Source organism: Cellulomonas sp. KU4C (assembly GCF_056868065.1).
The window spans coordinates 3,817,039-3,843,398 of sequence record NZ_CP200322.1; the positions used below are offsets into that span (position 1 = coordinate 3,817,039).

The window sequence follows — 26,360 nt, forward strand, 5'->3', positions numbered from 1 at the left end:
GGTCACTCCTCCCCGAGGATCTGCGGGACGAGGAACTTGCCGTCCTCGGACGCGGGGGCCCCGGACAGGGCCTGCGCCTGCGTCAGCGGCTGCTCCGGCACGTCGGGGCGGAACACGTTGGTCATCGGCAGCGGGTGGCTGGTGGCCGGCACGTCGGGCGTGGCGACCTCGCTGACCCGGGCGACGGACTCGACGATCACGTCGAGCTCGCCCGCGAGGCGGTCGAGCTCCTCGGTGGTCAGGTCGATCCGCGCCAGGCCCGCGACGCGCGCGACCTCGTCACGAGAGAGGGAGGACATGCGCCCGAGTCTAGACGTGCGGGCAGGCGGGACCGGCGTCGTCCCCAGGGCGGGTCGCCGGCCGGGTCAGACCCGTGCGGCGGAGACCAGGGCCAGCACGGCGTCGGCGTACGCGTCGGCCGCGTCCGGGGCGGCGAACGACCGCTCCGGCTGCCCCGGCAGCTCGACCACGACGAGGTAGGACCCGTCGATCGCCCGGGCCAGGCTGCGGAACGTCCCGCCGAGCAGGTCGCGCAGCTGGTCCTCCCGCGGCAGCCAGACCGCGTCGTCCTGCGTCACGGAGTCCAGCGCCCACTCGGTGGTGCCGTTGAACCCGAGCACGGTCCCGGTGGGGTGGTGCTGCGGCTCGATGGTCATCTCGCTGATGGTGAAGACCTCGCCCGCGAGCGCGGGCTGGCGCAGCGTGAACCGGTCGCCGGAGGCGGGCGTCCAGCGCAGGCCGCTCGCCTGCAGCAGCTCCGCGCGGTCCTGGGAGATCATCCCGTCAGTATGGTCCGGGCGCCGTCGGCCCGCCCGGCGGGTGGCGGCGTCAGCGCTGCCGGTAGGCGTACCGCTCGGCCGGCAGGAAGCCCTCCGCGGCGTACAGGTCGGCTGCGCCGCGGTTCGCCACCTCCACCTGCAGGAACGCGTGCCGCGCCCCCCGGTCGGCCGCGGAGTGCAGCCCGGCGCGGGTGAGCAGCCGGCCCAGGCCGCGGCGCCGGGCGTGCGGCGCGACGACCAGGCAGGACAGCCCGGCCCACCCCTCGGCCAGCGCGACCCGCAGCACCGCGAGGACGCCGCCGTCGCGGTCGGTCGCGGTGAGGTAGAGCGCCGTCGACCCCTCGAGCACCCGGCGCGCGGTCCCGCGGTCGACGGGCGTGGACGCCGCCTTCACGCCCAGCCACCCCTCGAGCCAGGGGTCGTCCGGGCGGTCGGCGACCCGCAGGCGGACGTCCGGGGGCGCGCGCGGGTGCGGAGGTGGTGCCACGACCAGGTCGCGGACCAGGACGTCCGTGACCGCCACCTCGGCGTAGCCGCGCGCGTCGAGCTCCGCGGCGAGCCCGGGCGGCGCGGCGGAGCACAACCGCACGACGGCCGGCAGGCCCGCGGCGGCGTACCGCTCCTCGACCCGGTCGAGCGTGGCGGCGAGGTCCGGCGGGCCGCCCAGCGGCAGCACGCTGTTGGCCCGGCGCGTGAACCCGTCCGACAGTCCGAGCCGCCACCCGTCCACGACCTCCGTGACCGCCGGCACCCAGGTCGCCGCCTCCACCAGCACGCCCGGCGCGGGCGGCGGGTCCCAGGTGAGCACGTGCAGGACGACCCCCTCGTGGTGCCACTCCCGCTCCGGCACCGCGACGAAGCCGAGGCGCTGGTACAGCCGCCGGGCCACGACCATCTCCGCGAGCGTCGACAGGACGACCCGCCGCGCACCCCGGGCGACCGCCTCGCGGAGCGCCGCCGTCACGAGGCGCTCGGCGACGCCGCGCTGCCGGGCCTCCGGTGCGACGGCCAGCATGCGCAGCTCCACCTCACCCGGCTCGGCGACCTCGGCGTACGAGCTGCCGTACGGGGCGATCGTCAGGGTGCCGACGACGACCTCGGGCGCGGGGTCCGACGCGGGGCCGGAGTCCGGCGCGTCGTCCTCGACGGGCCGCCCGGGCACGGTCGCGACGAGGAGCACGGCCTCGGCGGCGCGCCGGACGGCGTCCCGGAGCTCGACCTCGTAGTCGTCCTCCGCGTCCAGGAGGCCGTCCGCGTGGTACGCCTCGGCGGTCAGCGCTCCGGCCTGCGCGAGCTCGTCGGCCCGTGCGGGCCGCACGTGCACGCCACCCCCGGTCACGAGGCGTCCCCGGCGGGGGCGTCCTCGGCAGGAGCGTCCTCGGCGGGCGTGTCCCCCACGCCGACCGGCCCCTGCGCGAGCAGCGCCACGAAGCCCGCCTCGTCCAGGATCCGCAGGCCCAGGTCGCGCGCCTTCGCCTCCTTGGAGCCGGCACCGCCGCCGACGACGACGTAGTCCGTCTTCTTGGACACGCTTCCGGAGGCCTTGCCACCGCGGGACAGCACCGCCTCCTTCGCCTGGTCGCGGCTGAACCCCTCGAGGCTCCCGGTGACCACGACGGTCAGGCCCTCGAGCGTGCGCGGCGTCGACTCGTCGGCCTCGTCGGCCATCACCACCCCCGCGGCCTGCCAGCGGTCGACGATCTGCGCGTGCCAGTCCTCGGCGAACCAGTCGACGATGGAGTCCGCGATGGTCGGCCCGACGCCCTCGACCGCGGACAGCGTGGTCCGCGCGGTCTCCGGGTCGGTCAGCACCTCGCGCAGCGCGGCCATCGAGCCGAGCCGCTGCGCGATCGCGCGCGCGGCGGACGGGCCGACGTTGCGGATGCTCAGCGCGACCAGGACGCGCCAGAACGGCTTCGTCTTGGCCGCGTCGAGCTCGTCGAGCAGCTTCTTGGCCGCCTCGGACGGCACGTCCTGGTACTCGGGCAGCTCGTCGCCGCGCTCCTGGGCCTCCTTGCGCGCCCGGACGCTGTGCGTCAGGCGGCGCCGGAACGGCGTGCGGCGGCGCACGACCCCGTCCTCGTCGACGCGGGGCTCGCCGGTCTCGGGGTCGCGGACGACGACCTGCACCTGCTGGAGCAGCGCGAAGCTCCGCCGACGCACGTCCTCACGCTCCTCCGGCGTGGCGTCCGGGGCCCAGCCGACGAGCTCGAACAGATCCGCCTCGTTCACGACCGGCGGCTGCTCGGGGATCTCCGGCTGGGTGAGCGCGGCGGCCGTGACCTCTCCGAGCGCCTCGATGTCGAGCGCCCCGCGGGACCCGATGTGCTCGACGCGGCCGCGCACCTGCGCCGGGCAGGTGCGCGCGTTCGGGCAGCGCAGGTCGACGTCGCCCTCGCGCATCGGCCGCAGCGTCGAGCCGCACTCCGGGCACCGCGTCGGCATCACCCAGTCGGTGCGGGGGTAGCCGTCGTCGGCGAGCGCGGTGACCGGGCCGACGATCTCCGGGATGACGTCCCCGGCCTTGCGCAGCACGACCATGTCACCGGGGCGCACGCCCTTCGCGGCGACGACGTCCTTGTTGTGCAGGGTCGCCATCGCGACGGTCGACCCGGCCACCCGGACCGGCTCCATCACCGCGTACGGGGTGACGCGCCCGGTCCGTCCGACGTTGACCTCGATGGAAAGCAGCCGGGTGTTGACCTCCTCCGGCGGGTACTTGTAGGCGATCGCCCACCGCGGGGCCCGGCTGGTCGCGCCGAGCCGGCGCTGCAGGGCGAGCTCGTCGACCTTGATGACGATGCCGTCGATCTCGTGCTCGACCTCGTGGCGGTGCTCGCCGCGGTGGTCGATCATCGCCTGCACCTCGTCCAGGCCCGCGAGGACCTCGAAGTACGGCGAGGTCGGGACGCCCCAGCCGGCGAGCAGGCGGTACACGTCGGACTGCCGCTCGAGCGGAGCCGACGGGCCCGCCGTGCCCGCCGTGCCCCAGCGGAGCGCCCCGACGCCGTGCGCGTACATCTGCAGCGGGCGCCCGGCGGTGACCCGTGGGTCCTTCTGCCGCAGGGAGCCCGCGGCGGCGTTGCGGGGGTTGGCGAACGGCGCCTTCCCGGCCTCGACCTGCGTCGCGTTCAGCCGCTCGAACGCCGCCACCGGGAGGAACACCTCGCCGCGCACCTCGATCTGCTCGGGGTGGGTCGCGGGGTCGCCGGCGAGCGTCTGCGGGATGCTGGCGATGGTCCGGACGTTGAGCGTGACGTCCTCCCCCGTGCGCCCGTCGCCGCGCGTCGCCGCGCGCACGAGCCGCGCCGGGCCGTCGCCGGACCGCTCGTAGAGCAGCGCGATGGCGAGACCGTCGATCTTGAGCTCGGTCAGGTAGTGCAGCCCCGCGTCGTCGGGCAGCTCGAGGTCGCGGTGCACGCGCTCCGCCCAGGCCGCGACCTCCTCCGCCGAGAACGCGTTGTCCAGCGAGAGCATCCGCTCGACGTGGTCGACCGCGCGGAACTCGGTCGAGAACGTGCCGCCCACGTTCTGGGTGGGCGAGTCGGGGGTGCGCAGGCCGTACTCCGGGTACGCGTCCTCCAGCGCCTCCAGGCGACGCAGCGTGACGTCGTAGTCCGCGTCGCTGGCCGTCGGCTCGTCGCGCACGTAGTACGCGAACTGGAGGTCGCGCACCCGGTCCGCCAGCTCGGCCCACCGCTGCCGGGCGCCCGCCTCGTCCAGGCCGGCGTCGTCGGGGGTCGTCGTCTCGGGTCGTGTCGCGTCCACGCGCACATCATGCCGCGAGCCGCCGACAGGCACCCGTGCGCGGGGAGCCGGAGGGCCGCGCAGATGGGGCTGGACGACGGCGGACGCGCCTGCTACTCATAGGTGTGTAGACAGATGAGTAGCGAGACCCGACCGTGGACCGCATGGAAGGCGATCTGCAGGTGGAGGTGGGCCGGCGCGTGCGCCGGATCCGGGACGAGCGCGGGATCAGCCAGGAGGCCCTCGCGGGCGCCCTGGGCGTGCACCGCACCTATCTCGGCGGCGTCGAGCGCGGCGAGCGCAACCTCACGCTGCGCTCGGTCGAGCGGCTGGCCGACCGGCTGGGCGTGGACGTGCGCACGCTGATCGGGGTCGACGGCCCGGGCTGAGCGGCTGCCTGTGGACGACGGGCGTTCCGTGTCGGTGCTCGCGGTCATGGTGTGCAGGACGAGGGGAACGGGCCGCCGAGGCCCCTCGCGACGACGACCCGAGGAGGACCCGTGAGGACCGACGACGACCGACCGACCTGGCAGGTGGAGGCCTGCCCGCCCTGGTGCGTGGTGCTGCACGCCGAGGACGACCACGAGAGCGACCGCGTGCACGTCAGCACGTCGATGTCCGTGCACGCCCGGCAGCTGCTGGGCTCGCCGGGCGGCACCCTGCCGCCGGACGTCGAGGTCGAGCAGGCCGGGCCGCCCGGCACCCCCGAGGCGGCGGACCGCACCGCGCACGCGGACCTCGCGGTGGCCGTGCACCGCCGCGACGGGGCCCGGACCACCTGGGTGTACGCCGGGGACGGCGCCGTGCAGCACCTGGAGCTCACCGCCGAGTCCTGGGGACGGCTCGTGCCCGCCGTCGACCGGGCGCTCGAGCTCGCTCGCGCCTGACCGACCCGGCACCCCGACGCCCCGCCCGTCCCGGCACCCGCCGGGCCGGGCGGCGGTCAGCCGTCGCGGGCGAGCAGGAGGAACGGGTCGACACCGAGGGCGTCGGCCAGGCTCTCGATGGTCTGCAGTCCGAGGTTGCGCTCACCGCGCTCGATGGCGCCGACGTAGGTCCGGTGGCGGCCGATCGTGTCGCCCAGGCTCTCCTGGGTGACACCCCGCTCGTCGCGGATGCGTCGGAGGTTGCGTCCGACGGCGCGCTGGAGATCACCTGTCATGGGCACGACCGTCGCGGGGCCGGTCGCGCGAGTCGACAGGCCGATCAGTAGCGCGCCCGGAACCGCGCGCCGACCACACGACCGACAGCCCGGTCGGTCAACGACCCGCGCGTGCCCGACGACGGCTCCGCAGCCATAGGGCCAGGGTTCCCGCCGCCACCAGCGCCCCACCGCCGGTCGCGACCACCGCTGCCGTCGCGAGCCCGGCGGGACGCTCGGCGAGCACGACGGTCTCCGACCGCCCGTCCACGGTCCAGGTGCACGCGGCGCGCGGGGGCAGCAGCGTCGACGTCACCGCGGCGTCGTCCTCGCCCGCGGTCGCGGCCGCCACGCACGCCCCGGCGGGGCCACCGGCTCCTTCGGGCCCGTCGCCGCCCTCGGCGAGACCGGCCCCGAGCGTCGCGGTGACCAGCCCGACCCACAGCACCAGCAGCGTCACGAGTCCCACGAGACCGACCAGCGCCGCACCCGCGAGCACCGCGGCGGTGCGCCGGTCGAGCCACGCCGTGCGGCGCAGCGGTGCCCGCCCGCCGACCGGCGCCCGGCCGCTCACGCCTCGGCCCGTTCGGCGACGATCCCCGCGGCCCGGGCCACCGTCGCGAGCGTGGACCGCGCGGCGGCGGGGTCCAGGACGTCCGCGCCGCGGGCGCTCGGCACCGCCGGCCCGGCCGGGGCCAGCAGCACGACGTCGCGCAGCCCCGCCCGGTCCAGGCCGACGCGCTCCCACCCGCGCAGCACCGCGTCGGCCACGCCCCGGACGTCCGGGCCGGCGCACTGGGAGGTCTCCGGCTGGGGCACGCCCGCCCACAGGTGGGTGCCGCCCTCGACGAGCTCGGCGACCGCTTCCCACCGCCGCTCGTCCAGCGCGGCGGCGTCGATCCCGAGCGCGTCCGCGCCGGAGCCGCGCACCGCCCCGGTCGTGCCCGCGCCGGTGCCGACGTGGAGCACCACCCGCTCGGCGCCGCCCTCGCGCAGCAGCCGGACCGTCCGGGCCAGCCGCTCGGACGCGACCGGGGCGGGCACCGAGCGCAGGCGCGCGTAGCCGGAGAACGACGGCAGCACCCCCGCGACCGCCTGGGCGAGCAGCGGCTCGTGCAGCAGCACCGTGGGCCGGGCGCCGGGGACCGCCCGGCGCACCGCGGCCAGGTGCTCGGCGACACCGGCGCCCAGCGACTCGACGATCTCCGCCACCGCACCCGCGTCCGCGACCGCCCGGTCGCCCCGGGCGAGGTAGACGCTCGCGGCGAGCGTGACTGGGCCGGACACCGGCACCACCAGGGGGCCGTCCCAGCCGTGCGCCGCGATCGCGAGCGCGTCGAGGTCCTGGCGGCGGGCGGCTGCGAGGCGGCCGGCGTCGGCCCCGGGTCGGTCGGCGAGCCGCCAGCCGTGCGGGCCGAGCCCGCGGGGAGGTCGACCAGCAGCCCGAGCGCGTCCGCGGCCAGGGTGCCGTACGGCCCGCGCTCGGGCAGGCGCACGGTCCACGGCAGCCCCTCGACTCCGTCGGGCGAGTCGGCGAGGTCGCCGAGGACCGTCTGCTGGGCCTCGAGCGGCTCGGCGCCCGGCCAGGCGCCGGTCCCGCTGACCCCGGTCACGCGGACGCCCCCGTCGCCGCCGGCCGCCGGGTGCGGTCGACCGTCGCCTGCCCGAGCACCCGGGACCCGTCGTCGCCGCCGTAGAGCACCGCGGACTGCCCGGCGGCGACGCCGCTGAGCGTCCCGTCCACCCGGATCTCCATGCCGCCGGCCGCCGTGGCCCGTGCCCGCACCGGCACGGTGGCCCCGTGGGCACGCACCTGCAGCGCGCACGACGTCCAGTCCGCGAGCGGCGCGCCGAACCACACGGCGTCGGCCGCGTCGACCTCGCCGACCGTGAGGTCCGCGGCCCCGCCGACGACGACGCGGTTGGCGACGGGCTCGATCGCGAGGACGTACCGCGGTCGGCCGTCGGCAGCGGGCCTGCCGAGCTGGAGCCCCTTGCGCTGGCCGATCGTGTAGCCGTAGGCACCGTCGTGCGTGCCGAGCACCGTGCCGTCCGCGTCGACGACCTCCCCCGGGCGCGAGCCGAGCCGGTCGCGCAGGAACCCGCGCGTGTCCCCGTCGGCGACGAAGCAGATGTCGTAGGAGTCGGGCTTCGCGGACACCGACAGCCCGCGCGCGGCCGCCTCGGCGCGCACCTCGTCCTTGGACGCGACGTCGCCGAGCGGGAACACCGCGCGCGCCAGCCGCTCCGGGCCCATCACCGCGAGCACGTACGACTGGTCCTTCGCGAGGTCGGCGGCGCGGCGCAGCTCGGGCGTGCCGTCGGGTCCGGTCGTGGCGCGGGCGTAGTGGCCGGTGCAGACGGCGTCGAACCCGAGCGCCAGCGCCTTGTCGAGCAGCGCGTCGAACTTGATGTGCTCGTTGCACCGGACGCACGGGTTGGGGGTACGCCCGGCCTCGTACTCGGCGAGGAAGTCGGCGACCACCGTGTCCTCGAACCGCTCGGACAGGTCCCACACGTAGTACGGGATGCCGAGCACGTCGGCCGCGCGGCGGGCGTCGCCGGCGTCCTCGATGGAGCAGCAGCCGCGCGAGCCGGTACGCATCTGGGCGCGGTCCCGGGACAGCGCCATGTGCACGCCGACGACCTCGTGTCCCGCGTCGACCGCACGCGCGGCGGCCACGGCGGAGTCGACCCCGCCGGACAGGGCGGCCAGCACCCGCATCAGCGCACCCCCGCCGTCCGGCGGCCCGCGAGCCCCGCGGCCCGGGCGCGCTGCACCGCCGCGGGCAGCGCCGCGAGCAGGGCGTCGACGTCGGCGGTCGTGGACGGCCGGCCGAGGCTGAACCGCAGGGCACCGCGGGCATCGGCCTCGTCGACCCCCATCGCCAGCAGCACGTGGCTGGGCTGGGGGACGCCCGCCTGGCACGCGGACCCGGTGGAGCACTCCACCCCGGCGGAGTCGAGCAGGTAGAGCAGCGAGTCCCCCTCGCAGCCCGGGAACGTGAAGTGCGCGTTCGCGGGCAGCCGGTCCGCCGGGTCCGCGGGTCCGCGCAGCACCGCGTCGGGGACGGCCGCGCGCACCCGCGTCACCAGGTCGTCGCGCAGCGCGCCGACCCGGGCCGCCGTCGCCTCCCGGTCCGCGACGGCCCGCTCGACCGCGACGGCGAACGCCGCGATCGCGGGGACGTCGAGCGAGCCCGACCGCACGCCGCGCTCCTGCCCGCCGCCGTGCTGCACCGGGACGAGGGCGAGCTCGCGCCGGGCGAGCAGCGCGCCGATCCCGCCAGGACCGCCGACCTTGTGCCCGCTGACGGTCAGGGCGTCGAGCCCGGACGCGGCGAAGTCGACCGGCACCTGGCCGACCGCCTGCACCGCGTCGGCGTGCACCGGGACGCCGTGGGCGTGGGCCAGGGCGACGACGTCCGCGACCGGCTGCACCGTGCCGACCTCGTTGTTCGCCCACATCACCGAGACCAGCGCGGTCTCGGTGGCGTGCGCGTCGAGCTCGGCCGCCAGCGCGTCGAGGCGCACGCGGCCCTCGGCGTCGACGGGCAGCAGCACGATCTCCGCACCGGCGTGCTCCGCGAGCCAGAACGCCGGGTCCAGCACGGCGTGGTGCTCCACCGCCGACACCAGCACCCGCCGGCGGGCCGGGTCCTGTGCGGTGCGCGCCCAGTACAGGCCCTTCACGGCGAGGTTGTCCGCCTCGGTGCCGCCGCCGGTGAGCAGCACCTCGCTCGGTCGGGCGCCGAGGGCGGCGGCCAGGCGCTCGCGGGACTCCTCGACGACACGCCGTGCGGCGCGGCCCGAGGCGTGCAGGGAGGAGGGGTTGCCGGGGTGGGACAGGTGCTCGACCAGGACGGCAGCCGCCTCCGGGAGCACGGGCGTCGTGGCCGCGTGGTCCAGATACGCGCTCACCTGCACGAGTCTACGAACGCTTTTGGCAGGATGTGCCCCGTGAGTGCCGACGACGCGACGACGCCTCCGCTGGCCTTCAGCGGCCAACGCCTGGACTGGCGCGACCTGCCGAGGTCGGTGCGCACCCGGATCCAGGAGCTCGCCGGCGCCCAGGTGACCGCCGAGACCAGCGCCACCACCGGGTTCAGCCCGGGGTTCGCGGCGGTCCTCGAGCTCGCGGACGGCCGCGGGGTGTTCGTCAAGGCGGTCTCCCCGGAGCAGAACCCCGAGTCCCCGAGCTGGCCCGCGCCGAGGTGCGGGCCGCCGCAGCGCTGCCCGCGCAGGTGCCCGCGCCCCGGCTGATGTGGTCGGGCGACGACGGCGACTGGGTCCTGCTGGGCTTCGAGGTCGCGGCAGGGCGCCCGCCGCTGCTGCCGTGGCGCGCCGACGAGCTCGAGGTCGTCCTGCGCGCCCTGGACACGCTCGCCGATGCGGAGCCGCTGCCGGGCCACGCCCTGCCCCGGACCCCCGACCTGCTCGCCGACGACTTCCGGGGCTGGTCGCGGATCGCCGCCCTGCCCGGCGCGGACCTCGACCGGCTCGCCGGGTGGGCGGGCGAGACGGGCGGCTGGGTGCGGGAGCACCTCGACGTGCTGGTCGGCTGGGAGCAGGACGCGACGGCGGCGTGCGAGGGCTCGGCGCTGGTGCACGGCGACCTGCGCGCGGACAACGTGCTGATCGACCACGACCACGACGGCGGCCGGGTCGCCCTGATCGACTGGCCGCACGCCAGCGTCGGCGCGCCGTGGCTCGACCTCGCGTTCATGCTGCCGAGCGTCGCGATGCAGGGCGGCGGCGAGCCGCAGGACCTCTTCTGGTCCCGCGCGGCGTCGCACGGGGTCGCCCCGGACCGGCTGCGCGCGGCCGTCGCGGGCCTGGCGGGGTACTTCGCGCACGGCGCCCTGCAGCCCGCGCCGGTCGGGATCCCGAACCTGCGCCGGTTCCAGGGCGCGCAGGCGCAGCACGCGGTGGCCTGGCTGCGCACGCTCGCCTGATCCGGGCCCGGCCCGGACGGCGAGCCGGCCCCGAGACCGTCAGCGGCCCCGGAGCGCCTCGGTGACCTGCGGCAGCACCGTGAACAGGTCCCCGACGATCCCGTAGTCGGCGATCTCGAAGATCGGCGCCTCCGGGTCGCTGTTGACCGCCACCACGGTGCCGGACGCCTGCATCCCGCCCCGGTGGTGCACCGCGCCGGACACCCCGGCGCCGATGTAGAGCCGCGGCGAGACGGTGACGCCGGTCTGGCCGATCTGCTGCTCGTGGCCGATCCAGCCCTCGTCGGTCGCGACGCGGGTCGCCCCGACGGCTGCGCCGATCACGTCGGCCAGCTCCTCCAGGGGCGCGAAGTCCCCCTCGGTCCCGCGACCACCCACGACGACGACGTCCGCCGACGCGAGGTCCGGCCGGTCCGACGGCTCCGCGGCGGTGCGCCGCACGATCCGGGCGCGGGTGGCGCGGTCGCTGACGGCGACCTCGCGGGCGACGACCTCGGGGATCGTCGGCGCGTCGTCGCCGACCGGGCGCGCGGGGACGGACCCCGCCTTCAGGGTCACCACGGCCAGGTCCGCCCGGACGGCGCAGCGTGTGGTCCAGGTCCCGGCGAGCACGGACTTCGTCGCGACCACCCGGCCGTCGGCGTCGCGCTCGACCGCCGCGGCGTCGGTGACGACGCCCGCGCCGGTGGCCACCCCGAGGCGGGCGACCGCCTCCTTGTTCTCGAACGTGGACAGCGCCAGCAGCACCTCGGCGCCGGAGGCGGCCACCGCGTCGGCCAGCGCCTCGGCGAGCACCGGCGTGAGGTGCGGGTCCGCGTCGCCGGTCGTCACCGCGTGCACGACCGTGACGCCGTGCCGCCCGAGCAGCGGCAGCGCGGGGTCGAGCGGCTCGTCACCGACCCACAGGCCGTGGACCGCTCCCCCGTCGGCCAGCACGCGTGCGGCCGTGGCGACCTCGAGCACGCTGCCGCGCAGGGCGCCGGTCTCCTCGTGGTCCAGCAGGACCAGCACCGTGGCGCTCACAGCACGTCTCCCGTCGTGGGGGTGGTCGTCCGGACGAGGTCGCGCTCGACCAGCCAGGCCGCCAGGCGGGTGCCGGCCTCGCCGTCGTCGGACACGAGCACCCGGTCGGTGCGCGGGGGCCGGGGCGACGCCTCGAGCACCTCGGTGCGCGCGCCTGCGGCGCCGACCGCGCCCGGGTCGACCTCCAGGTCGGCGAGGGTCAGCGTCTGCACCGGCGTCTTGCGCGCGGCCATGATCCGCTGGAAGTTCGGGTACCGGGGCTGGTTCGCCCGGTCGGTGACCGACACGAGCGCGGGCAGCGGCGCGGCGAGCACCTCGGTCGCGTGGTCGAGGTCGCGGCGCACCGTGACCTCCGCGTCCGCGAGCGTGACCTCGGCGGCGAGCGTCAGCTGCGGCAGGTCGAGGGTGGCCGCGAGCGCCGCCGGCACCAGGGACGTCAGCCCGTCGAGCCCGGCCATGCCGGTGACCACCAGGTCGACCGGGACGTCGGCGCCGATCCGGCGCACCGCGGCCGCGAGCACCGCGACGGTCCCGAAGACGTCCGAGCCGGCCACCGCGTCGTCGACCACGTGCACCGCGGCGTCCGCGCCGAGCTGCAGGCCCCGGCGGACCGCGTCCTGCGCGTCGTCCGGGCCGACCGTCACGACGACGACCTCGGCCTCGCCGCCGGCGTCCCGGACCTGCTCCGCGAGGACCACGGCGGCCTCGACCGCGTTCTCGTCGACCTCGTTGACCGTGCCGTCCCCGCCGTCGCGCACGAGGCGGCCGTCGGCCCCCAGCGCGCGGTCGGCCTGGATGTCGGGCACGTGCTTGACGCACACCACGATTCTCACCCCCGGAACGTTACCCCCGCCGCCGTCCGGGTGGTGCAGGACGTCCGGGCACCACCGGCTTGCAGGTCCGGGCCCCGCGCGCGGCAGGATGGAGCCCGTGAGCGCCACGACCCCGCCCCCCGGACCGCCGCCCCGCCCCGGGGTGCACGTGACGGACGACGGCGTCGAGGTGGGGGTCGTCGCCCCGCACGCCACGGCGGTGGACCTCTGCCTGCTCGACCCCGACCCGGCGTCGCCGACCGGCTGGTCCGAGCGCCGGGTCCCGCTCGACCCCCCGGGCGGCGCCGCGCCGGGCCGGTTCACGGCGCGGGTGCCGGGCGTGCGCGCCGGGCAGCGGTACGGCTTGCGGGCCCACGGCCCGTGGGAGCCGGAGGCGGGCCTGCGGTACAACCCCGCCAAGCTGCTCGTGGACCCGTACGCGTACGGGCTGGTCGGCGAGGTCGACCACGGCCCCGCGACGTACGGGCACGTCGTCGACGACGCGCTGCTCGGCGACCCCGACGGCCCCGCCGACCCCCGCGACTCGGTCGCCCACGTCCCGCACGGCGTGGTGCTGGACCGCCGCCCCGGACGACGCGGCCCGGGCGACGCCGTCGACCCCGCGGCGAACCGGCCGCACGTCCCGTGGGCGGACACCGTGGTCTACGAGGCGCACGTCCGCGGCCTCACCCTGCGGCACCCGGGCCTGCCGCCGCACCTGCGCGGCACCTACGCCGCGCTGGGCCACCCCGTGGTCGTCGCCCACCTGCGCCAGCTCGGGGTCACCGCGCTGGAGCTGCTCCCGGTGCACGCGTTCTCCTCCGAGCCGCACCTGGTCCAGAAGGGCCTGACGAACTACTGGGGCTACAGCACGCTCGGCTTCTTCGCCCCGCACGCCCCGTACGCGACCGCCGCGGCCCGCGCCGCCGGACCCGCCGCGGTCCTCGACGAGCTGCGCACCGCCGTGCACGCGCTGCACGAGGCGGGCATCGAGGTGCTGCTCGACGTCGTCTACAACCACACCTGCGAGGGCGGGTCGGGCGGCCAGCACCTGTCCTGGCGGGGGCTCGACAACGCCGGCTACTACCTGCACGACGGCGGGCACCCCGCCCGGCTCGCGGACGTCACCGGCACCGGCAACACCCTCGACTTCCGCCGGCCCGAGGTGGTGCGGCTCGCGCTGGACTCGCTGCGCTACTGGGCGCAGGAGGTCGGGGTCGACGGGTTCAGGTTCGACCTGGCCGTCACGCTCGGGCGCGGCCACGCCGGGTTCGACCCCGACCACCCGTTCCTCGTCGCCGCGGGCACGGACCCCGCCCTCGACGGGCTGAAGCTGGTCGCCGAGCCGTGGGACGTCGGGCCCGGCGGCTGGCGCACGGGGCAGTTCCCGCTGCCGTTCGCGGAGTGGAACGACAAGTTCCGCAACTCCGTGCGGTCGTTCTGGCTCGCGGACCCCGCCCGCGCCGCCCAGGGCCTGCCCGACCACCGGGTCCGGGACCTCGCGACCCGGCTGTCCGGGTCCGTCGACCTGTTCGGGCACTCGGACCCGCCACTCGCCCGCGGGCCGCGCGCCTCGGTCAACTACGTGACGGCCCACGACGGCTTCACGCTCGCCGACCTCGTCGCCTACCAGCACAAGCACAACGAGGCGAACGGCGAGCAGAACCGCGACGGCTCCGACGACAACCGCTCCTGGAACCACGGCGTCGAGGGCCCGGTGCCCGCGGACGGCGTCGCCGCCGACATCGTGCCGCTCCGGCGCCGGTCGATCCGCAACCTGCTGGCGACGCTGCTGCTGTCCGCCGGGACCCCGATGATCACCGCCGGCGACGAGATGGGGCGCACCCAGCGCGGCAACAACAACGCCTACTGCCAGGACACCGACGTGTCCTGGGTGCGCTGGGACCTCGCGCCCTGGCGGCAGGACCTGCTCGCGACCGCCCGGCACCTGACCGCGCTGCGCCGCGCGCACCCCGCGCTGCGCAGCACCCGGTTCTTCACCGGCCGGCCCGTCGACGGCCGACCGGCCGACCTCACGTGGTTCGACCCGACGGGCGCGGAGTTCACGCACGAGCGCTGGCACGACGCCGACCTGCGCACCCTGCAGATGCTGCGCGTCGCCGACGACGACGCCGTCCTGCTCGTCGTCAACGGCTCGCTGGACCCGATGCCGGTGGCGCTCGCCGGCGGGGCCGGCACCCGGTGGAGCTGGCCTGGGACTCCACCTGGGAGCACCCCGACGAGGCCCGGACGGCGGCGATCGAGGGCGCGCTGCACCTGGACGCGGGCGCCGGGGTCCTGCTGGAGCCGCTGAGCCTGCGCGTCTACACGGCCTGAGCCGCCAGCCTGCACCGCCGCGCCCCGCACCGCCGCGCCCCGCACCGCCGGCCGGGGCCGCCGAGACAGGACCGCCCCGCCGAGACAGGGCCCCCTGCGGTCCTGTCTCGGCGCGCAGGCCCTGTCTCGGCGGCGGCGCTGCGCGGCGACGGGCACGCCGGCGCGGCGTCAGCCCGCGTTCGCGACCAGCCCCACCTCGGCGACCGACGCCAGCCCCGCGTGCCGCGGCACGACGCGCACCGAGTACCCGAACGGCCCCGACGCGTCGAGCAGCAGGTCCCCGGCGAACGCGTACCGGCCGCCCTCGAACGTGTCCGCGAGCGCCAGCGGGTCCACGGTGAACCCGTGCAGCTCGTCGGACTCGGAGACCTTGCCGTGCACGACCTGTACCTCGACGTCCTCGGGGGTGAGGTCGCCCAGGGTCACGTACGCCTTGACGTGCAGCGCGTCGCCGACCTGCGGCACCTCGCCCACGCCGCCCGACTCGACGTGGTCCACGCGCACGCCCTGCCAGCCGGCGCGGACGCGGCCCTTCCAGGCGGCGAGCTCGCGGGCGCCGGCGAACCCGGTGTCCCCGGCGAGCGCGCGCCCGGCGACCGCGGCCGGCGCGTACAGCCGGGCCACGTAGTCGGCGACCATCCGGGTGGCCTGCACCTTCGGGCCGAGCGTGGCCAGCGTGTGCCGGACCATCTCGAGCCAGCGCAGCGGCAGCCCGCGGTCGTCCCGGTCGTAGAACCGCGGCGCGACCTGGTGCTCGATGAGCTCGTACAGCGCGGCGGCCTCGAGGTCGTCGCGGCGGTCCGGGTCCTCGACGCCGTCGGCGGTCGGGATCGCCCAGCCGTTCTCGCCGTCGAACCACTCGTCCCACCACCCGTCGAGGATCGACAGGTTGAGGCCGCCGTTCAGCGCGGCCTTCATGCCGGACGTGCCGCACGCCTCGAGCGGGCGCAGCGGGTTGTTCAGCCAGACGTCGCAGCCCGGGTAGAGGGTCTGCGCCATCGCGATGTCGTAGTTCGGCAGGAACACGATGCGGTGCCGCACGCCCTCGGTGTCGGCGAACCGGACGAGCTGCTGGATCAGCCGCTTGCCCTGGTCGTCGGCGGGGTGCGACTTGCCGGCGATCACGAGCTGCACGGGCCGCTCGGGGTGCGTGAGCAGGGCCTTGAGCCGCTCCGGGTCGCGCAGCATGAGCGTGAGCCGCTTGTAGGTCGGCACCCGGCGGGCGAACCCGATGGTCAGCACGTCCGGCGACAGCACGTCGTCCACCCAGCCGAGCTCCGCGGGGCTGGCGCCGCGCCGGGCCCAGGACCCGCGCACCCGCCGCCGGGCGTCGGCGACGAGCTGGGCCCGCAGCGTCCGGCGCACGGCCCAGAGCCGTCGTCCCGGACCGCGTCGGTCCGCAGCCAGCCGGACCCGTCCTCGAGCTCGTCGGGCGTCAGGCGCGACGCGGCGAGGTCGAGCAGCTGCCGGTCGACCCAGGTCGGCGCGTGCACGCCGTTGGTGACCGAGGTGATCGGCACCTCGACGTCGTCGAACCCCGGCCAGAGCCCGCCGAACATGTCGCGCGACACCTCGCCGTGCAGCACCGAGACGCCGTTCGCGCGCCCGCCCAGCCGCAGGCCCATCACCGCCATGTTGAACATGAGCGGGTCCCCGCCCGGGTAGTCCTCGGCGCCGAGCGCGAGCACCCGCTCCACCGGCACCCCCTCGGCCGCGTTGGCTCCGCCGAAGTACTGGTGCACGAGGGACGCCTCGAACCGGTCGATGCCCGCGGGCACGGGGGTGTGGGTCGTGAACACCGTGGCGGCGCGCACCGCCTCCAGCGCCTCGTCGAAGCCGAGCCCCGCGCCCGAGACGAGCTCGCGGATCCGCTCGACGCCGAGGAACCCGGCGTGCCCCTCGTTGGTGTGGTAGACCTCCGGGTCCGGCGCGCCGGTGAGCCGGGACCACACGCGCAGCGCGCGCACGCCGCCGACGCCGAGCAGCAGCTCCTGCTGGAGCCGGTGCTCGCCGCCGCCGCCGTACAGCCGGTCGGTGACCTTGCGGGCGGTCTCGTCGTTCTCGGGCACGTCGGAGTCGAGGAGCAGCAGCGGCACCCGCCCGACGGTCGCGGTCCAGATGTGCGCGTGCAGCGTCCGGTCGCCGGGCAGCGCGATCGACACCACCGCGGGCGTGCCGTCCTGCTCGCGCACCAGGGTCAGGGGCATGCCGTCGGGGTCGAGCAGCGGGTAGGTCTCGACCTGCCAGCCGTCGCGGGTCAGCGCCTGCTTGAAGTACCCGGCCCCGTACAGCAGCCCGACGCCGACGATCGGCACGCCGAGGTCGGAGGCGCTCTTGAGGTGGTCGCCGGCGAGGATGCCCAGGCCGCCGGAGTACTGCGGGAGGACGGCCGTGATGCCGAACTCCGGGCTGAAGTAGCCGATCGCGGCGGGCAGCGACGGGTCGGCGGCCTGCTGGTGCTGGTACCAGCGCGGCGCCTGCAGGTACTCGTGCAGGTCGGCCGTCGCGGCGCGCACCGCGCCGACGACGTCGGGGTCGGCGGCGAGCTCGGCCAGGCGCTCCGGCCGGAGGGCGCCGAGCAGGGCGACCGGGTCGCCGCCCACCTCGTCCCACAGGGCCGGGTCGATCCGGGCGAACAGGTCACGGGTCGGCGCGTGCCACGACCAGCGCAGGTTGTGGGCGAGCTCGTCCAGGTCGGCGAGCTCCGCGGGGAGCGAGGTGCGGACGGTGAATCGGCGGATGGCTCTCACCTGCCCGAGCGTACGCACGACCAGGGCCGGGACAACAGGTCCTTCGACTGCTCGGCCCGTCCGGATGCCGGGGCACGTCCGCTGTGGATAGGTTCGGGACCGTGACGTCGACACCCCCGCCGCGCGAGCCCGCGCCGCGCCGTGCCCGCCCGCGCTCGACCACGTCCGCGGCAGCCGCCGACGTGCCGACCACGGCGGCCCCGGCCCCGGTCCCTGCCACCACCCCCACGACCCCGGCCGCGAGCGCCGCGCCGGCAGCCGCTGCCCCCGCCCCCGCCGCCGCACCGGCCCCCGGGCGCGCGCCGGTCGGCCGCATCCCGGTCGTCGACGTCTCCCCCGTCGTCGAGGCCGGCCGCTGGCCCGCGAAGGCGGTCGTCGGCGAGGCCGTCCCCGTCCGCGCCACGGTGTTCCGCGAGGGCCACGACGCGTGCGCCGCGACCGCCGTGCTGGTCGGCCCCGACGGCACCGACCGCGCCCGGGCGACGATGGTCGACATCGCCCCCGGCCTGGACCGGTACGAGGCCCGCCTGGTGCCCGACGAGCCCGGCGCGTGGGGTTTCCGCGTCGAAGGCTGGTCCGACCCGTTCGGCACCTGGGCGCACGACGCCCCGCTGAAGGTCGGCGCGGACGTCGACGTCGAGCTGGTGCTGGAGGAGGGCGCCCGGCTGCTCGCCCGCGCCGCCGACCGCACGGCGGACGACGCCGGCGCTGCGGTCCCCGACGCCGACCGCCAGGTGCTCCAGGACGCCGTCACCGCCCTGCGCGACGGCACCCGCCCGGCACCGGCCCGCCTGGCCGCGGGGCTGTCCGCCGAGGTGCGCGCCGCGCTCGCCGCCCACCCGGTCCGCGAGATGCTCAGCCCGTCGCCCGTCTACCCGCTGGTCGTCGACCGACCGCTGGCGCTCGCGGGCGCCTGGTACGAGATCTTCCCGCGGTCCATCGGCGCGACCTACGACGACGCGACCGGCACCTGGACCACCGGCACGCTGCGCACCGCGGCCCGCGACCTGCCGCGCATCGCCGGGCTCGGGTTCGACGTGGTCTACCTGACCCCGATCCACCCGATCGGCACCACGCACCGCAAGGGCCGGAACAACACCCTCGACGCCCGCCCCGGCGACCCCGGCTCCCCGTACGCGATCGGCTCCCCCGACGGCGGGCACGAAGCCATCGAGCCGTCGCTGGGCACGTTCGAGGACTTCGACGCGTTCGTCGCCGAGGCGCGCGCCCAGGGCCTCGAGGTCGCGCTCGACCTGGCGCTGCAGTGCTCGCCCGACCACCCCTGGGTCGCCGCGCACCCCGAGTGGTTCACCACCCGGCTCGACGGCACCATCGCGTACGCCGAGAACCCGCCGAAGAAGTACCAGGACATCTACCCCCTGAACTTCGACAACGACCCCGAGGGCATCTACGCGGAGATCCGGCGGGTGCTGCAGGTCTGGATCGACCACGGCGTCACGGCGTTCCGCGTCGACAACCCGCACACCAAGCCGCTGGAGTTCTGGGAGCGGATCCTCGCGGACGTCCGGGCTACGCACCCCGAGGTCGTGTTCCTGTCCGAGGCGTTCACCCGCCCGGCGATGATGCTCAACCTCGCCCGCGTCGGATTCCACCAGTCGTACACGTACTTCACCTGGCGGAACACCAAGGAGGAGATCGAGGAGTACCTGGCCGAGGTCTCCGACGAGCAGGGCTCGTGGATGCGGCCGAGCTTCTGGCCGACGACCCACGACATCCTCACGCCGTACCTGCAGACCGGCGGCACCGCCGGGTTCGCGGTCCGGGCCGTGCTCGCCGCCCTCGGCGCGCCGACCTGGGGCATCTACTCCGGCTACGAGCTGGTCGAGGACGTGCCGCGGCCCGGCGTCGAGGAGCAGATCGACAACGAGAAGTACGAGTTCAAGCCCCGCGACTGGTCGGCCGCCGAGCCGCTCGGCATCGCCCGGCTGCTGCGCTCGCTCAACGAGATCCGCCGCGCGCACCCCGCGCTGCTCCAGCTGCGGAACCTCACCGTGCACCCGACGAGCGACGACCAGGTGGTGGCGTTCTCGCGGCACCTGCCGGCGCACCTGTCGCCGACCGGCTCCGCCGACACGGTGCTCGTGGTCGTGAACCTCGACCCGCGGGCCGCTCACGACGCGGTGCTGGACCTCGACCTCGCGGCGCTGGGCCTGGAGCCGGACGCGCGGTTCGTCGCGCACGACGTGCTGTCCCAGGAGGCCTACGCCTGGGACGCGCACCCGTGGGTGCGGCTCGACCCGTACAGCCGGGTCGCGCACGTGGTCGTGGTGGAGCGGGTGTGAGCCCGCTCGGGGCGTCGGACGGCCAGCCGGTGCCGTCCGCGACGCCGGGCCACGGCGCGCCGCCCACCGGGCAGATCGCGGTCACGGCCCTCCCGGCGCGGCGCCAGCCCCGCGTCCCCGCCGCCGAGCGGCCGAACGGGCTGTCCGACGACCCGGACTGGTACCGCACCGCGGTGTTCTACGAGGTGATGATCCGGTCGTTCTCCGACTCGGACGGGTCGGGGTCCGGCGACCTGCGCGGCCTGATCGAGCGGCTGGACTACCTGCAGTGGCTCGGCATCGACTGCCTGTGGCTGCCGCCGTTCTACCCGTCGCCGCTGCGTGACGGCGGCTACGACGTCTCGGACTACACCGCCGTGGCGGCGCAGTACGGGTCGCTGGACGACTTCACCGAGCTGGTCGCCGAGGCCCACGAGCGCGGTATCCGGGTCGTCGTCGACCTCGTGATGAACCACTCCTCCGACCAGCACCCCTGGTTCCAGGCGTCCCGCTCCGACCCCGAGGGGCCCTACGGCGACTTCTACGTCTGGGGCGACGACCCCACCCGGTACCAGGACGCGCGGATCATCTTCGTCGACACCGAGACGTCCAACTGGACGTTCGACCCCGTCCGCCGGCAGTACTTCTGGCACCGGTTCTTCAGCCACCAGCCCGACCTCAACTTCGACAACCCCCGGGTCGTCGAGGCGATGCACGACGTCGCGCGGTTCTGGCTGCGCCTCGGCGTCGACGGCTTCCGGCTCGACGCGGTGCCGTACCTGTACGAGCGCGACGGCACCAACTGCGAGAACCTCCCCGAGACCCACCGGTTCCTGCGCGACCTGCGCGCCATGATCGACCGGGAGTTCCCGGGCCGGATCATGCTCGCCGAGGCGAACCAGTGGCCCGAGGACGTCGTGCACTACTTCGGCACCGACGCCGAGCCCGAGTGCCACATGTGCTTCCACTTCCCCGTCATGCCGCGCATCTACTACTCGCTGCGCGACCAGCAGGCCACGTCGATCGTCGACATCCTCGCCGACACCCCCGCCATCCCCGCGGGCGGGCAGTGGAGCACGTTCCTGCGCAACCACGACGAGCTCACGCTCGAGATGGTGTCCACCGAGGAGCGCGCCTCGATGTACGGCTGGTTCGCCCCGGACTCCCGGATGCGCGCCAACATCGGCATCCGCCGCCGGCTCGCGCCGCTGCTCGAGGACTCCCGCAAGGAGATCGAGCTCGCGCACGCCCTGCTGCTCTCGCTGCCCGGCAGCCCCTGCCTGTACTACGGCGACGAGATCGGCATGGGCGACAACATCTGGCTCCCCGACCGCGACGCGGTGCGGACCCCGATGCAGTGGACGCCCGACCGCAACTCCGGCTTCTCCACCGCCGATCCCGGCAAGCTCTACCTGCCGGTGATCCAGTCGCTGGTGCACCACTACAACAACGTCAACGTCGAGGCGCAGATCGCGCAGAACACGTCGCTGCTCCACTGGGTCCGCGGCATGCTCGCGGTCCGGCGCCAGCACCCGGCGCTCGGGCTCGGCTCGTTCGAGGTCGTGCCGGGCGACAACGCGAGCGTGCTGGCGTTCCTGCGGCGGTCGGGCGACGAGACGCTGCTGTGCGTCGCCAACCTCGCGTCCACCGCCCGCGCCACCACGCTGCGGCTGCCCGCGGCGCTGGCCGGCGCCGGGCTGCGGGACGTCTTCGGCGGCGCCGCGTTCCCCGCGGTCGGCGCGGACGGCACCGCCACCTTCACGCTCGGCTCCCGCGACTTCTACTGGCTGGCGGTGACGACCCCATGACCGATCGACGGGTGGCCCACGAGGAGCGCGACGACGCGCTCGCGGCACTCCTGGCGCCCTGGCTGCCCGGTCGACGCTGGTTCCCGGTGAAGGGGACCGACGCGCAGGTCGGCGCGATCGGCGGCCTGACGCTCCGCGACCCGGACGCCGCCGCCGAGGTCCGGCTGCTGCTGCTGCGGGCCGAGGGCGCCGGGGCCGGCGCGGTGCTGCAGGTGCCGGTCGTGCTGCGCGGGCCCGACGCCCCCGACCCCGCCCCGGCCGACGACGACCCCGCTCTCGTGGGCCGGCTCCCCGACGGCACGGTGGTGCTCGACGGCGCCGGGCGCCCCGAGTTCGAGCGCGCGTGGCTCGCGGAGGCCGACCGGCCCGCCGACGCCCCCGCCGACCCCGACCCGGACCTCGGCCCGCCCAAGGTCGTGCCCGGGGAGCAGTCCAACACCTCGGTGATCCTCCCCGGCGCCGGACCCGACGGCAGCACCGCCATGCTCAAGGTGTTCCGCGGCCTGTCCGAGGGCGACAACCCCGACGTCGACGTCCCGCGGGCGCTCGCCGCGGCGGGATGGACCCACGTGCCGCGGCCGCTCGCGTGGCTCGGTGCGCAGTGGCAGGACGGCGAGCACACCGCGCACGGGCACCTCGGGGTGCTGAGCGCGTTCGTCCCCGGCGCCCACGACGGCTTCGAGCTCGCCTGCGACCTCGCCCGCGCGGGCACCGCGTTCGACACCCTCGCCGAGGAGCTCGGCGCCGTCGTCGGGCAGATGCACCGGGCGCTCGCCCGCGCGCTGCCGACCGGCCACGGCGAGCAGGGTGCGGTCGAGGGCCCCCGCACCGGCCGGCACGCCGCCGACCCGGAGCCCGGCCTGTCCCCCGCCGCGGTGGCGGTCGCGGGTGCGCTCGCCGACCGGTTCGCGTGGGCCGTCGAGTCCGTCCCCGAGCTCGAGGAGCACGCCGACGCCATCGCGGCCCTCGCGGAGCGCACCGAGCTGCTCGCCGAGGTCCCGCCCCGGCAGCGCGTGCACGGCGACCTGCACCTCGGCCAGGTGCTGCGCGGCGACGACACCTGGTACGTCCTGGACTTCGAGGGCGAGCCGCTGGTCCCCGTCGCGCAGCGGACCCGCCCCGACCTGGCCCTGCGCGACGCCGCCGGGATGCTCCGGTCGTTCGACTACGCCGCCGCCGTCGGGGGCGCTCCCGCCGCGTGGACCGAGGTCGCCCGCACGTCGTTCCTCGCGGGCTACTCCGCGGAGACCCCCGACCTGGACCCCGGCGCCCGCGCGCACCTGCTGCGGGTCCTCGAGCTCGACAAGGCGCTGTACGAGGCCGTGTACGAGGCGCGCAACCGGCCCACCTGGTTGCCGATCCCGCTGCGGGCCGTCGCCCGGCTGGTCGGGTGACGGCCCCGGACGCGCCGGTGCACGTGCTGCTCGCCGGCGACTCGGTCACCGACTGCGGCCGCCGCGCCGACCCCGCGGGCCTCGGCGACGGCTACGTGCGGCTGCTCGCCGACGGGCCCCTCCAGGGGTGCCGGGTCACGAACCGCGGGGTCGGCGGCGACCGCCTGGCCGACCTCGCCGCCCGCTGGGACGCGGACGTCCTCGCCCAGCGCCCGGACGTGCTGTCCGTGCTCATCGGGATCAACGACACCTGGCGGCGGTTCGACTCCGGCCGCGTGTCCCCCGTGGACGCGTTCGAGGCCGGCTACGACGACCTGCTCGCGCGGGCACGCGGTGCCGGGGTGCGCCGGCTCGTGCTCGTCGAGCCGTTCGTCCTGCCCGTGTCGCCCGCCCAGGAGACCTGGTGGGCGCAGGACCTCGGCGCCCGGGTCGCGGCCGTGCACCGCCTCGCGGACGCCCACGGCGCCACGCTGGTCCCCGCCGCCGCGCACCTGACCGCGCTGGCGGCCGACGGGGGTGCCGCGCCGGGCGGGGACGCGGACGCCGACCGGGGCGCAGCGGTCGCCGCGCTCGCCGCCGACGGCGTGCACCCCACCGCGGCGGGCCACCGCGCCCTCGCGGACCTGTGGTGGACCACCGTGGCGGGCGCGGGCGTCCTCGGCTGACCCGCGGCGCCGCGTCCTGGCTGCGCGAACGCCCCGGTGGTGGTTGGGTAGGCACATGAATCGCCCGGCCGAGCCGTCGCCCGTCACCGTCGACCCCGACACGCTGCGCGCCGTCGCGTCCGGCACCCACCACGACCCGCACGCCGTCCTCGGCGCCCACGTCACGCCCAGCGGTCTCGTGGTCCGCACGCTGCGCCCGCTGGCCGACGCCGTCGCCGTCGTCACCGCCGACGGGTCCACCCCCGCGGTGCACGAGCAGGACGGCATCTGGGTGGCGCTGCTTCGCGAGCCCGAGGTCGTCGACTACCGCCTCGACGTCACCTACGCCGGGCAGACCACCCGGGTCGACGACCCCTACCGCTACCTGCCGACCGTCCAGGAGCTCGACCGGCACCTGATCCGCGAGGGCCGCCACGAGGAGCTGTGGACCGTCCTCGGCGCGAACGTCCACCGGTACCCCGGCACGCTCGGCGAGGTCGAGGGCACGGCGTTCGCGGTCTGGGCCCCGAACGCCCGCGCGGTCCGCGTGATCGGCGACTTCAACCACTGGCAGGGCGCCACCCACGCCCTGCGGTCGCTCGGCGAGTCGGGGGTCTGGGAGATCTTCGTGCCCGGCGTCGGCGCCGGCGCCCGCTACAAGTTCGAGCTGCTCACCGCGGACGGTGCGTGGCGGCAGAAGGCCGACCCGATGGCCAAGGGCACCGAGGTCCCGCCCGCGACCGCATCCGTCGTCGTCGAGTCCGTGTTCCGCTGGGGCGACGACGAGTGGATCGAGCGCCGCGCCTCCCACGACCCGCACTCCGGCCCCGTGAGCATCTACGAGGTGCACCTCGGCTCCTGGCGCCAGGGCCTCTCCTACCGCGAGCTCGCCGCCCAGCTCACCGAGTACGTGCTCGAGACCGGGTTCACGCACGTCGAGTTCCTGCCCGTCGCGGAGCACCCGTTCGGCGGCTCGTGGGGCTACCAGGTGACGTCCTACTACGCGCCGACGTCCCGGTTCGGGCACCCCGACGACTTCCGCTACCTGGTCGACACCCTGCACCGCGCCGGCATCGGCGTGCTGATCGACTGGGTCCCGGCGCACTTCCCCAAGGACGAGTGGGCGCTCGCGCGGTTCGACGGCACCCCGCTGTACGAGCACCCCGACCCGATGCGCGGCGAGCAGATGGACTGGGGCACCTACGTCTTCGACTTCGGGCGCAACGAGGTCCGCAACTTCCTGGTCGCCAACGCCACGTACTGGCTCGAGGAGTTCCACGCCGACGGCCTGCGCGTCGACGCGGTGGCCTCGATGCTCTACCTCGACTACTCCCGGGAGCCCGGCCAGTGGCGCCCGAACGCGCACGGCGGCCGCGAGAACCTCGAGGCGATCGCGTTCCTCCAGGAGGCCAACGCCACCGCCTACCGCCGCACTCCGGGGGTCATGATGATCGCCGAGGAGTCCACCGCGTGGCCCGGGGTCACCTCCCCCACGAGCGGCGGCGGCCTGGGCTTCGGCCTGAAGTGGAACATGGGCTGGATGAACGACACGCTCCGCTACCTCGCGGAGCTGCCGATCAACCGCCGCTACCACCACCACGAGGCGACGTTCTCGCTCGTCTACGCGTTCTCCGAGCAGTTCGTCCTGCCGATCAGCCACGACGAGGTCGTGCACGGCAAGGGATCGCTCATGCGCAAGATGCCCGGCGACGACTGGCAGCAGCGCGCTGGCGTCCGGGCCCTGCTCGCCTACCAGTGGTCCCACCCCGGCAAGCAGCTGCTGTTCATGGGCAGCGAGTTCGCGCAGGGCACCGAGTGGGCGGAGTCCCGGTCCCTCGACTGGTACCTGCTCGATCACGCCCCGCACCGCGGCGTGCAGCGCACCGTCCGCGACCTCAACGCCTTCTACCGCGCCCACCCCGCGATGTGGGCCCTCGACCACAGCCCCCAGGGTTTCGAGTGGATCGACGCCAACGACGCCGACCGCAACGTGCTCGCCTACCTGCGCCGCGACGAGCGTGGCGGTGTCGTGGCCGTCGTCGTGAACTTCTCCGGGGTCCCGCACGAGGACTACCGGCTCGCCCTCCCCGAGGGCGGCGTGTGGCTCGAGGCCGTCAACACCGACGCCGAGGAGTACGGCGGCTCCGGGGTCGGCAACCTCGGTCAGGTCACCGCGCGCCCGGAGCCGCACCACGGCCGCGCGTTCTCCGCGACGGTGCGGGTCCCCCCGCTCGGCGCGCTGTACTTCGTCCCCGCCCCCTGACCGACGGCCTCACGGCAGCTCAGACCCAGCGCGCGTCGTCCTCGTCCCGATGGCGGCGCGCGCTGCTACGTCCAGCCCCGCCCCCCGGCCACCGATCCCGTAGGGCCGTCCGCACCGGTCCGCTCGCAGGTGGGCGAGGCCATCTCGGCCATGAGCGCGGCGCGGATGCCGGCGCGCGCCCGAACCCGCCGACCACGCACACACTGCTGCGACGTGGCGAGTGGTCACGACACGCGGGTGCGCAGCGTCGCGCGCCAGCGTGTCGTGACCTCTCGCTGATGCCCGAGGACCGGGGCCGGCGAGATGACATCCCACGCGCCTGCTCGTGTGTCGGCGCGCAGGACAACGGTGTCATCTCGGCGAGGCACCCGCGGGTGTAGGAGGGAGTCACGGGGGCGAGTGCGGCTGCTCGCGGGGGACGCGTG

At 76.0% G+C, this 26,360-nt stretch carries 20 protein-coding genes and 2 pseudogenes; 10 read left to right on the forward strand and 12 right to left on the reverse strand.

All coding sequences use genetic code 11. The features are described 5' to 3' along the window. Window positions 1-2: 2 nt before the first annotated feature. From gatC to ligA, 4 genes are all read right to left on the reverse strand, one after another. The gene (gene gatC / locus AC1VL8_RS18145; RefSeq protein ID WP_389234922.1) at window positions 3-299 is read right to left on the reverse strand and encodes an Asp-tRNA(Asn)/Glu-tRNA(Gln) amidotransferase subunit GatC; all 297 of its coding nucleotides are present in this window, start codon (window positions 297-299) and stop codon (window positions 3-5) included. Window positions 300-365: 66 nt separating this feature from the next. Continuing rightward, window positions 366-779 carry a pilus assembly protein CpaE gene (locus tag AC1VL8_RS18150; RefSeq protein ID WP_389234919.1) on the reverse strand — a complete coding sequence of 138 codons (414 nt, stop codon included), beginning with the start codon at window positions 777-779 and terminating at the stop codon, window positions 366-368. Between the two features lie 49 nt (window positions 780-828). Then, entirely contained in the window at window positions 829-2,118 is a 1,290-nt protein-coding gene (locus tag AC1VL8_RS18155) for a GNAT family N-acetyltransferase (RefSeq protein ID WP_483076142.1), read from the reverse strand. Then, window positions 2,115-4,547 (reverse strand): NAD-dependent DNA ligase LigA, encoded by a 2,433-nt coding sequence (gene ligA, locus AC1VL8_RS18160; protein WP_483076143.1) that lies wholly within the window; start codon window positions 4,545-4,547, stop codon window positions 2,115-2,117. The genes AC1VL8_RS18155 and ligA overlap by 4 nt, the downstream gene beginning before the upstream one ends. Before the next feature lie 143 nt (window positions 4,548-4,690). On the opposite strand from ligA, the gene AC1VL8_RS18165 reads away from it, so the two are divergent. Both AC1VL8_RS18165 and AC1VL8_RS18170 read left to right on the forward strand, forming a co-directional pair. Beyond that, window positions 4,691-4,915 (forward strand): helix-turn-helix domain-containing protein, encoded by a 225-nt coding sequence (locus tag AC1VL8_RS18165; protein ID WP_483076144.1) that lies wholly within the window; start codon window positions 4,691-4,693, stop codon window positions 4,913-4,915. 111 nt (window positions 4,916-5,026) lie between these two features. Beyond that, on the forward strand, window positions 5,027-5,413 hold the full coding sequence (locus AC1VL8_RS18170; RefSeq protein WP_483076145.1) for a DUF6907 domain-containing protein: 387 nt from the start codon (window positions 5,027-5,029) through the stop codon (window positions 5,411-5,413). A gap of 56 nt (window positions 5,414-5,469) precedes the next feature. On the opposite strand, the gene AC1VL8_RS18175 is transcribed toward AC1VL8_RS18170, so the two are convergent. From AC1VL8_RS18175 to AC1VL8_RS18195, 5 genes are all read right to left on the reverse strand, one after another. After that, a complete protein-coding gene (locus AC1VL8_RS18175; protein ID WP_483076146.1) occupies window positions 5,470-5,688 on the reverse strand; it encodes a helix-turn-helix domain-containing protein in 219 nt (72 codons plus the stop codon). A 97-nt stretch (window positions 5,689-5,785) separates the two neighbouring features. Continuing rightward, entirely contained in the window at window positions 5,786-6,241 is a 456-nt protein-coding gene (locus AC1VL8_RS18180) for a hypothetical protein (RefSeq protein ID WP_483076147.1), read from the reverse strand. After that, window positions 6,238-7,170 (reverse strand): uroporphyrinogen decarboxylase/cobalamine-independent methonine synthase family protein, encoded by a 933-nt coding sequence (locus AC1VL8_RS18185; RefSeq protein ID WP_483076148.1) that lies wholly within the window; start codon window positions 7,168-7,170, stop codon window positions 6,238-6,240. The genes AC1VL8_RS18180 and AC1VL8_RS18185 overlap by 4 nt, the downstream gene beginning before the upstream one ends. A 106-nt stretch (window positions 7,171-7,276) precedes the next feature. Beyond that, complete coding sequence (gene mnmA, locus AC1VL8_RS18190; protein ID WP_483076149.1) at window positions 7,277-8,392, reverse strand: tRNA 2-thiouridine(34) synthase MnmA; 1,116 nt, start codon at window positions 8,390-8,392, stop codon at window positions 7,277-7,279. Continuing rightward, window positions 8,392-9,588 carry a cysteine desulfurase family protein gene (locus tag AC1VL8_RS18195; protein WP_483076150.1) on the reverse strand — a complete coding sequence of 399 codons (1,197 nt, stop codon included), beginning with the start codon at window positions 9,586-9,588 and terminating at the stop codon, window positions 8,392-8,394. Before AC1VL8_RS18195 ends, mnmA begins: the two co-directional genes overlap by 1 nt. 39 nt (window positions 9,589-9,627) lie before the next feature. On the opposite strand from AC1VL8_RS18195, the gene AC1VL8_RS18200 reads away from it, so the two are divergent. Next, window positions 9,628-9,930 (forward strand): hypothetical protein, encoded by a 303-nt coding sequence (locus AC1VL8_RS18200; protein ID WP_483076151.1) that lies wholly within the window; start codon window positions 9,628-9,630, stop codon window positions 9,928-9,930. Beyond that, window positions 9,882-10,622, forward strand: a complete 741-nt coding sequence (locus AC1VL8_RS18205) for a phosphotransferase family protein (RefSeq protein WP_483076152.1) — start codon at window positions 9,882-9,884, stop codon at window positions 10,620-10,622. The genes AC1VL8_RS18200 and AC1VL8_RS18205 overlap by 49 nt, the downstream gene beginning before the upstream one ends. Window positions 10,623-10,661: 39 nt before the next feature. Here the strand turns inward: AC1VL8_RS18205 and AC1VL8_RS18210 are convergent, their stop codons facing one another. Continuing rightward, the gene (locus AC1VL8_RS18210; protein ID WP_483076153.1) at window positions 10,662-11,645 is read right to left on the reverse strand and encodes an electron transfer flavoprotein subunit alpha/FixB family protein; all 984 of its coding nucleotides are present in this window, start codon (window positions 11,643-11,645) and stop codon (window positions 10,662-10,664) included. Next, window positions 11,642-12,478 carry an electron transfer flavoprotein subunit beta/FixA family protein gene (locus tag AC1VL8_RS18215; protein WP_483076154.1) on the reverse strand — a complete coding sequence of 279 codons (837 nt, stop codon included), beginning with the start codon at window positions 12,476-12,478 and terminating at the stop codon, window positions 11,642-11,644. Before AC1VL8_RS18215 ends, AC1VL8_RS18210 begins: the two co-directional genes overlap by 4 nt. Window positions 12,479-12,566: 88 nt before the next feature. Between AC1VL8_RS18215 and glgX the strand changes: the two are divergent. Next, a pseudogene (gene glgX, locus AC1VL8_RS18220) lies at window positions 12,567-14,794 on the forward strand (glycogen debranching protein GlgX). 168 nt (window positions 14,795-14,962) lie between these two features. Here glgX and glgP read toward each other — a convergent pair. Further along, window positions 14,963-17,544 (reverse strand): annotated as a pseudogene (gene glgP, locus AC1VL8_RS18225) (alpha-glucan family phosphorylase). A gap of 101 nt (window positions 17,545-17,645) precedes the next feature. Between glgP and AC1VL8_RS18230 the strand changes: the two are divergent. Genes AC1VL8_RS18230 through glgB form a run of 5 tightly spaced genes read left to right on the forward strand, consistent with a single transcriptional unit; the run spans window position 17,646 to window position 25,935 of the window. Then, window positions 17,646-19,847 (forward strand): alpha-1,4-glucan--maltose-1-phosphate maltosyltransferase, encoded by a 2,202-nt coding sequence (locus tag AC1VL8_RS18230; protein ID WP_483076155.1) that lies wholly within the window; start codon window positions 17,646-17,648, stop codon window positions 19,845-19,847. A gap of 29 nt (window positions 19,848-19,876) precedes the next feature. Beyond that, a complete protein-coding gene (gene treS / locus AC1VL8_RS18235; RefSeq protein ID WP_483076274.1) occupies window positions 19,877-21,634 on the forward strand; it encodes a maltose alpha-D-glucosyltransferase in 1,758 nt (585 codons plus the stop codon). Next, a complete protein-coding gene (locus tag AC1VL8_RS18240; protein WP_483076156.1) occupies window positions 21,631-23,028 on the forward strand; it encodes a maltokinase N-terminal cap-like domain-containing protein in 1,398 nt (465 codons plus the stop codon). Before treS ends, AC1VL8_RS18240 begins: the two co-directional genes overlap by 4 nt. After that, window positions 23,025-23,693 carry an SGNH/GDSL hydrolase family protein gene (locus tag AC1VL8_RS18245; RefSeq protein WP_483076157.1) on the forward strand — a complete coding sequence of 223 codons (669 nt, stop codon included), beginning with the start codon at window positions 23,025-23,027 and terminating at the stop codon, window positions 23,691-23,693. Before AC1VL8_RS18240 ends, AC1VL8_RS18245 begins: the two co-directional genes overlap by 4 nt. Before the next feature lie 55 nt (window positions 23,694-23,748). Further along, on the forward strand, window positions 23,749-25,935 hold the full coding sequence (gene glgB, locus AC1VL8_RS18250) for a 1,4-alpha-glucan branching protein GlgB (protein ID WP_483076158.1): 2,187 nt from the start codon (window positions 23,749-23,751) through the stop codon (window positions 25,933-25,935). The last annotated feature ends 425 nt before the right edge of the window (window positions 25,936-26,360 follow it).

Excerpts from the sequence above, each read along its gene's own strand:
- AC1VL8_RS18150 (WP_389234919.1), bottom strand. The coding sequence starts at position 779 with ATGATCTCCCAGGACCGCGCGGAGCTGCTGCAGGCGAGCGGCCTGCGC.
- glgB (WP_483076158.1), top strand. The coding sequence starts at position 23,749 with ATGAATCGCCCGGCCGAGCCGTCGCCCGTCACCGTCGACCCCGACACG.
- AC1VL8_RS18165 (WP_483076144.1), top strand. The coding sequence starts at position 4,691 with ATGGAAGGCGATCTGCAGGTGGAGGTGGGCCGGCGCGTGCGCCGGATC.
- gatC (WP_389234922.1), bottom strand. The coding sequence starts at position 299 with ATGTCCTCCCTCTCTCGTGACGAGGTCGCGCGCGTCGCGGGCCTGGCG.
- AC1VL8_RS18240 (WP_483076156.1), top strand. The coding sequence starts at position 21,631 with ATGACCGATCGACGGGTGGCCCACGAGGAGCGCGACGACGCGCTCGCG.
- mnmA (WP_483076149.1), bottom strand. The coding sequence starts at position 8,392 with ATGCGGGTGCTGGCCGCCCTGTCCGGCGGGGTCGACTCCGCCGTGGCC.
- AC1VL8_RS18175 (WP_483076146.1), bottom strand. The coding sequence starts at position 5,688 with ATGACAGGTGATCTCCAGCGCGCCGTCGGACGCAACCTCCGACGCATC.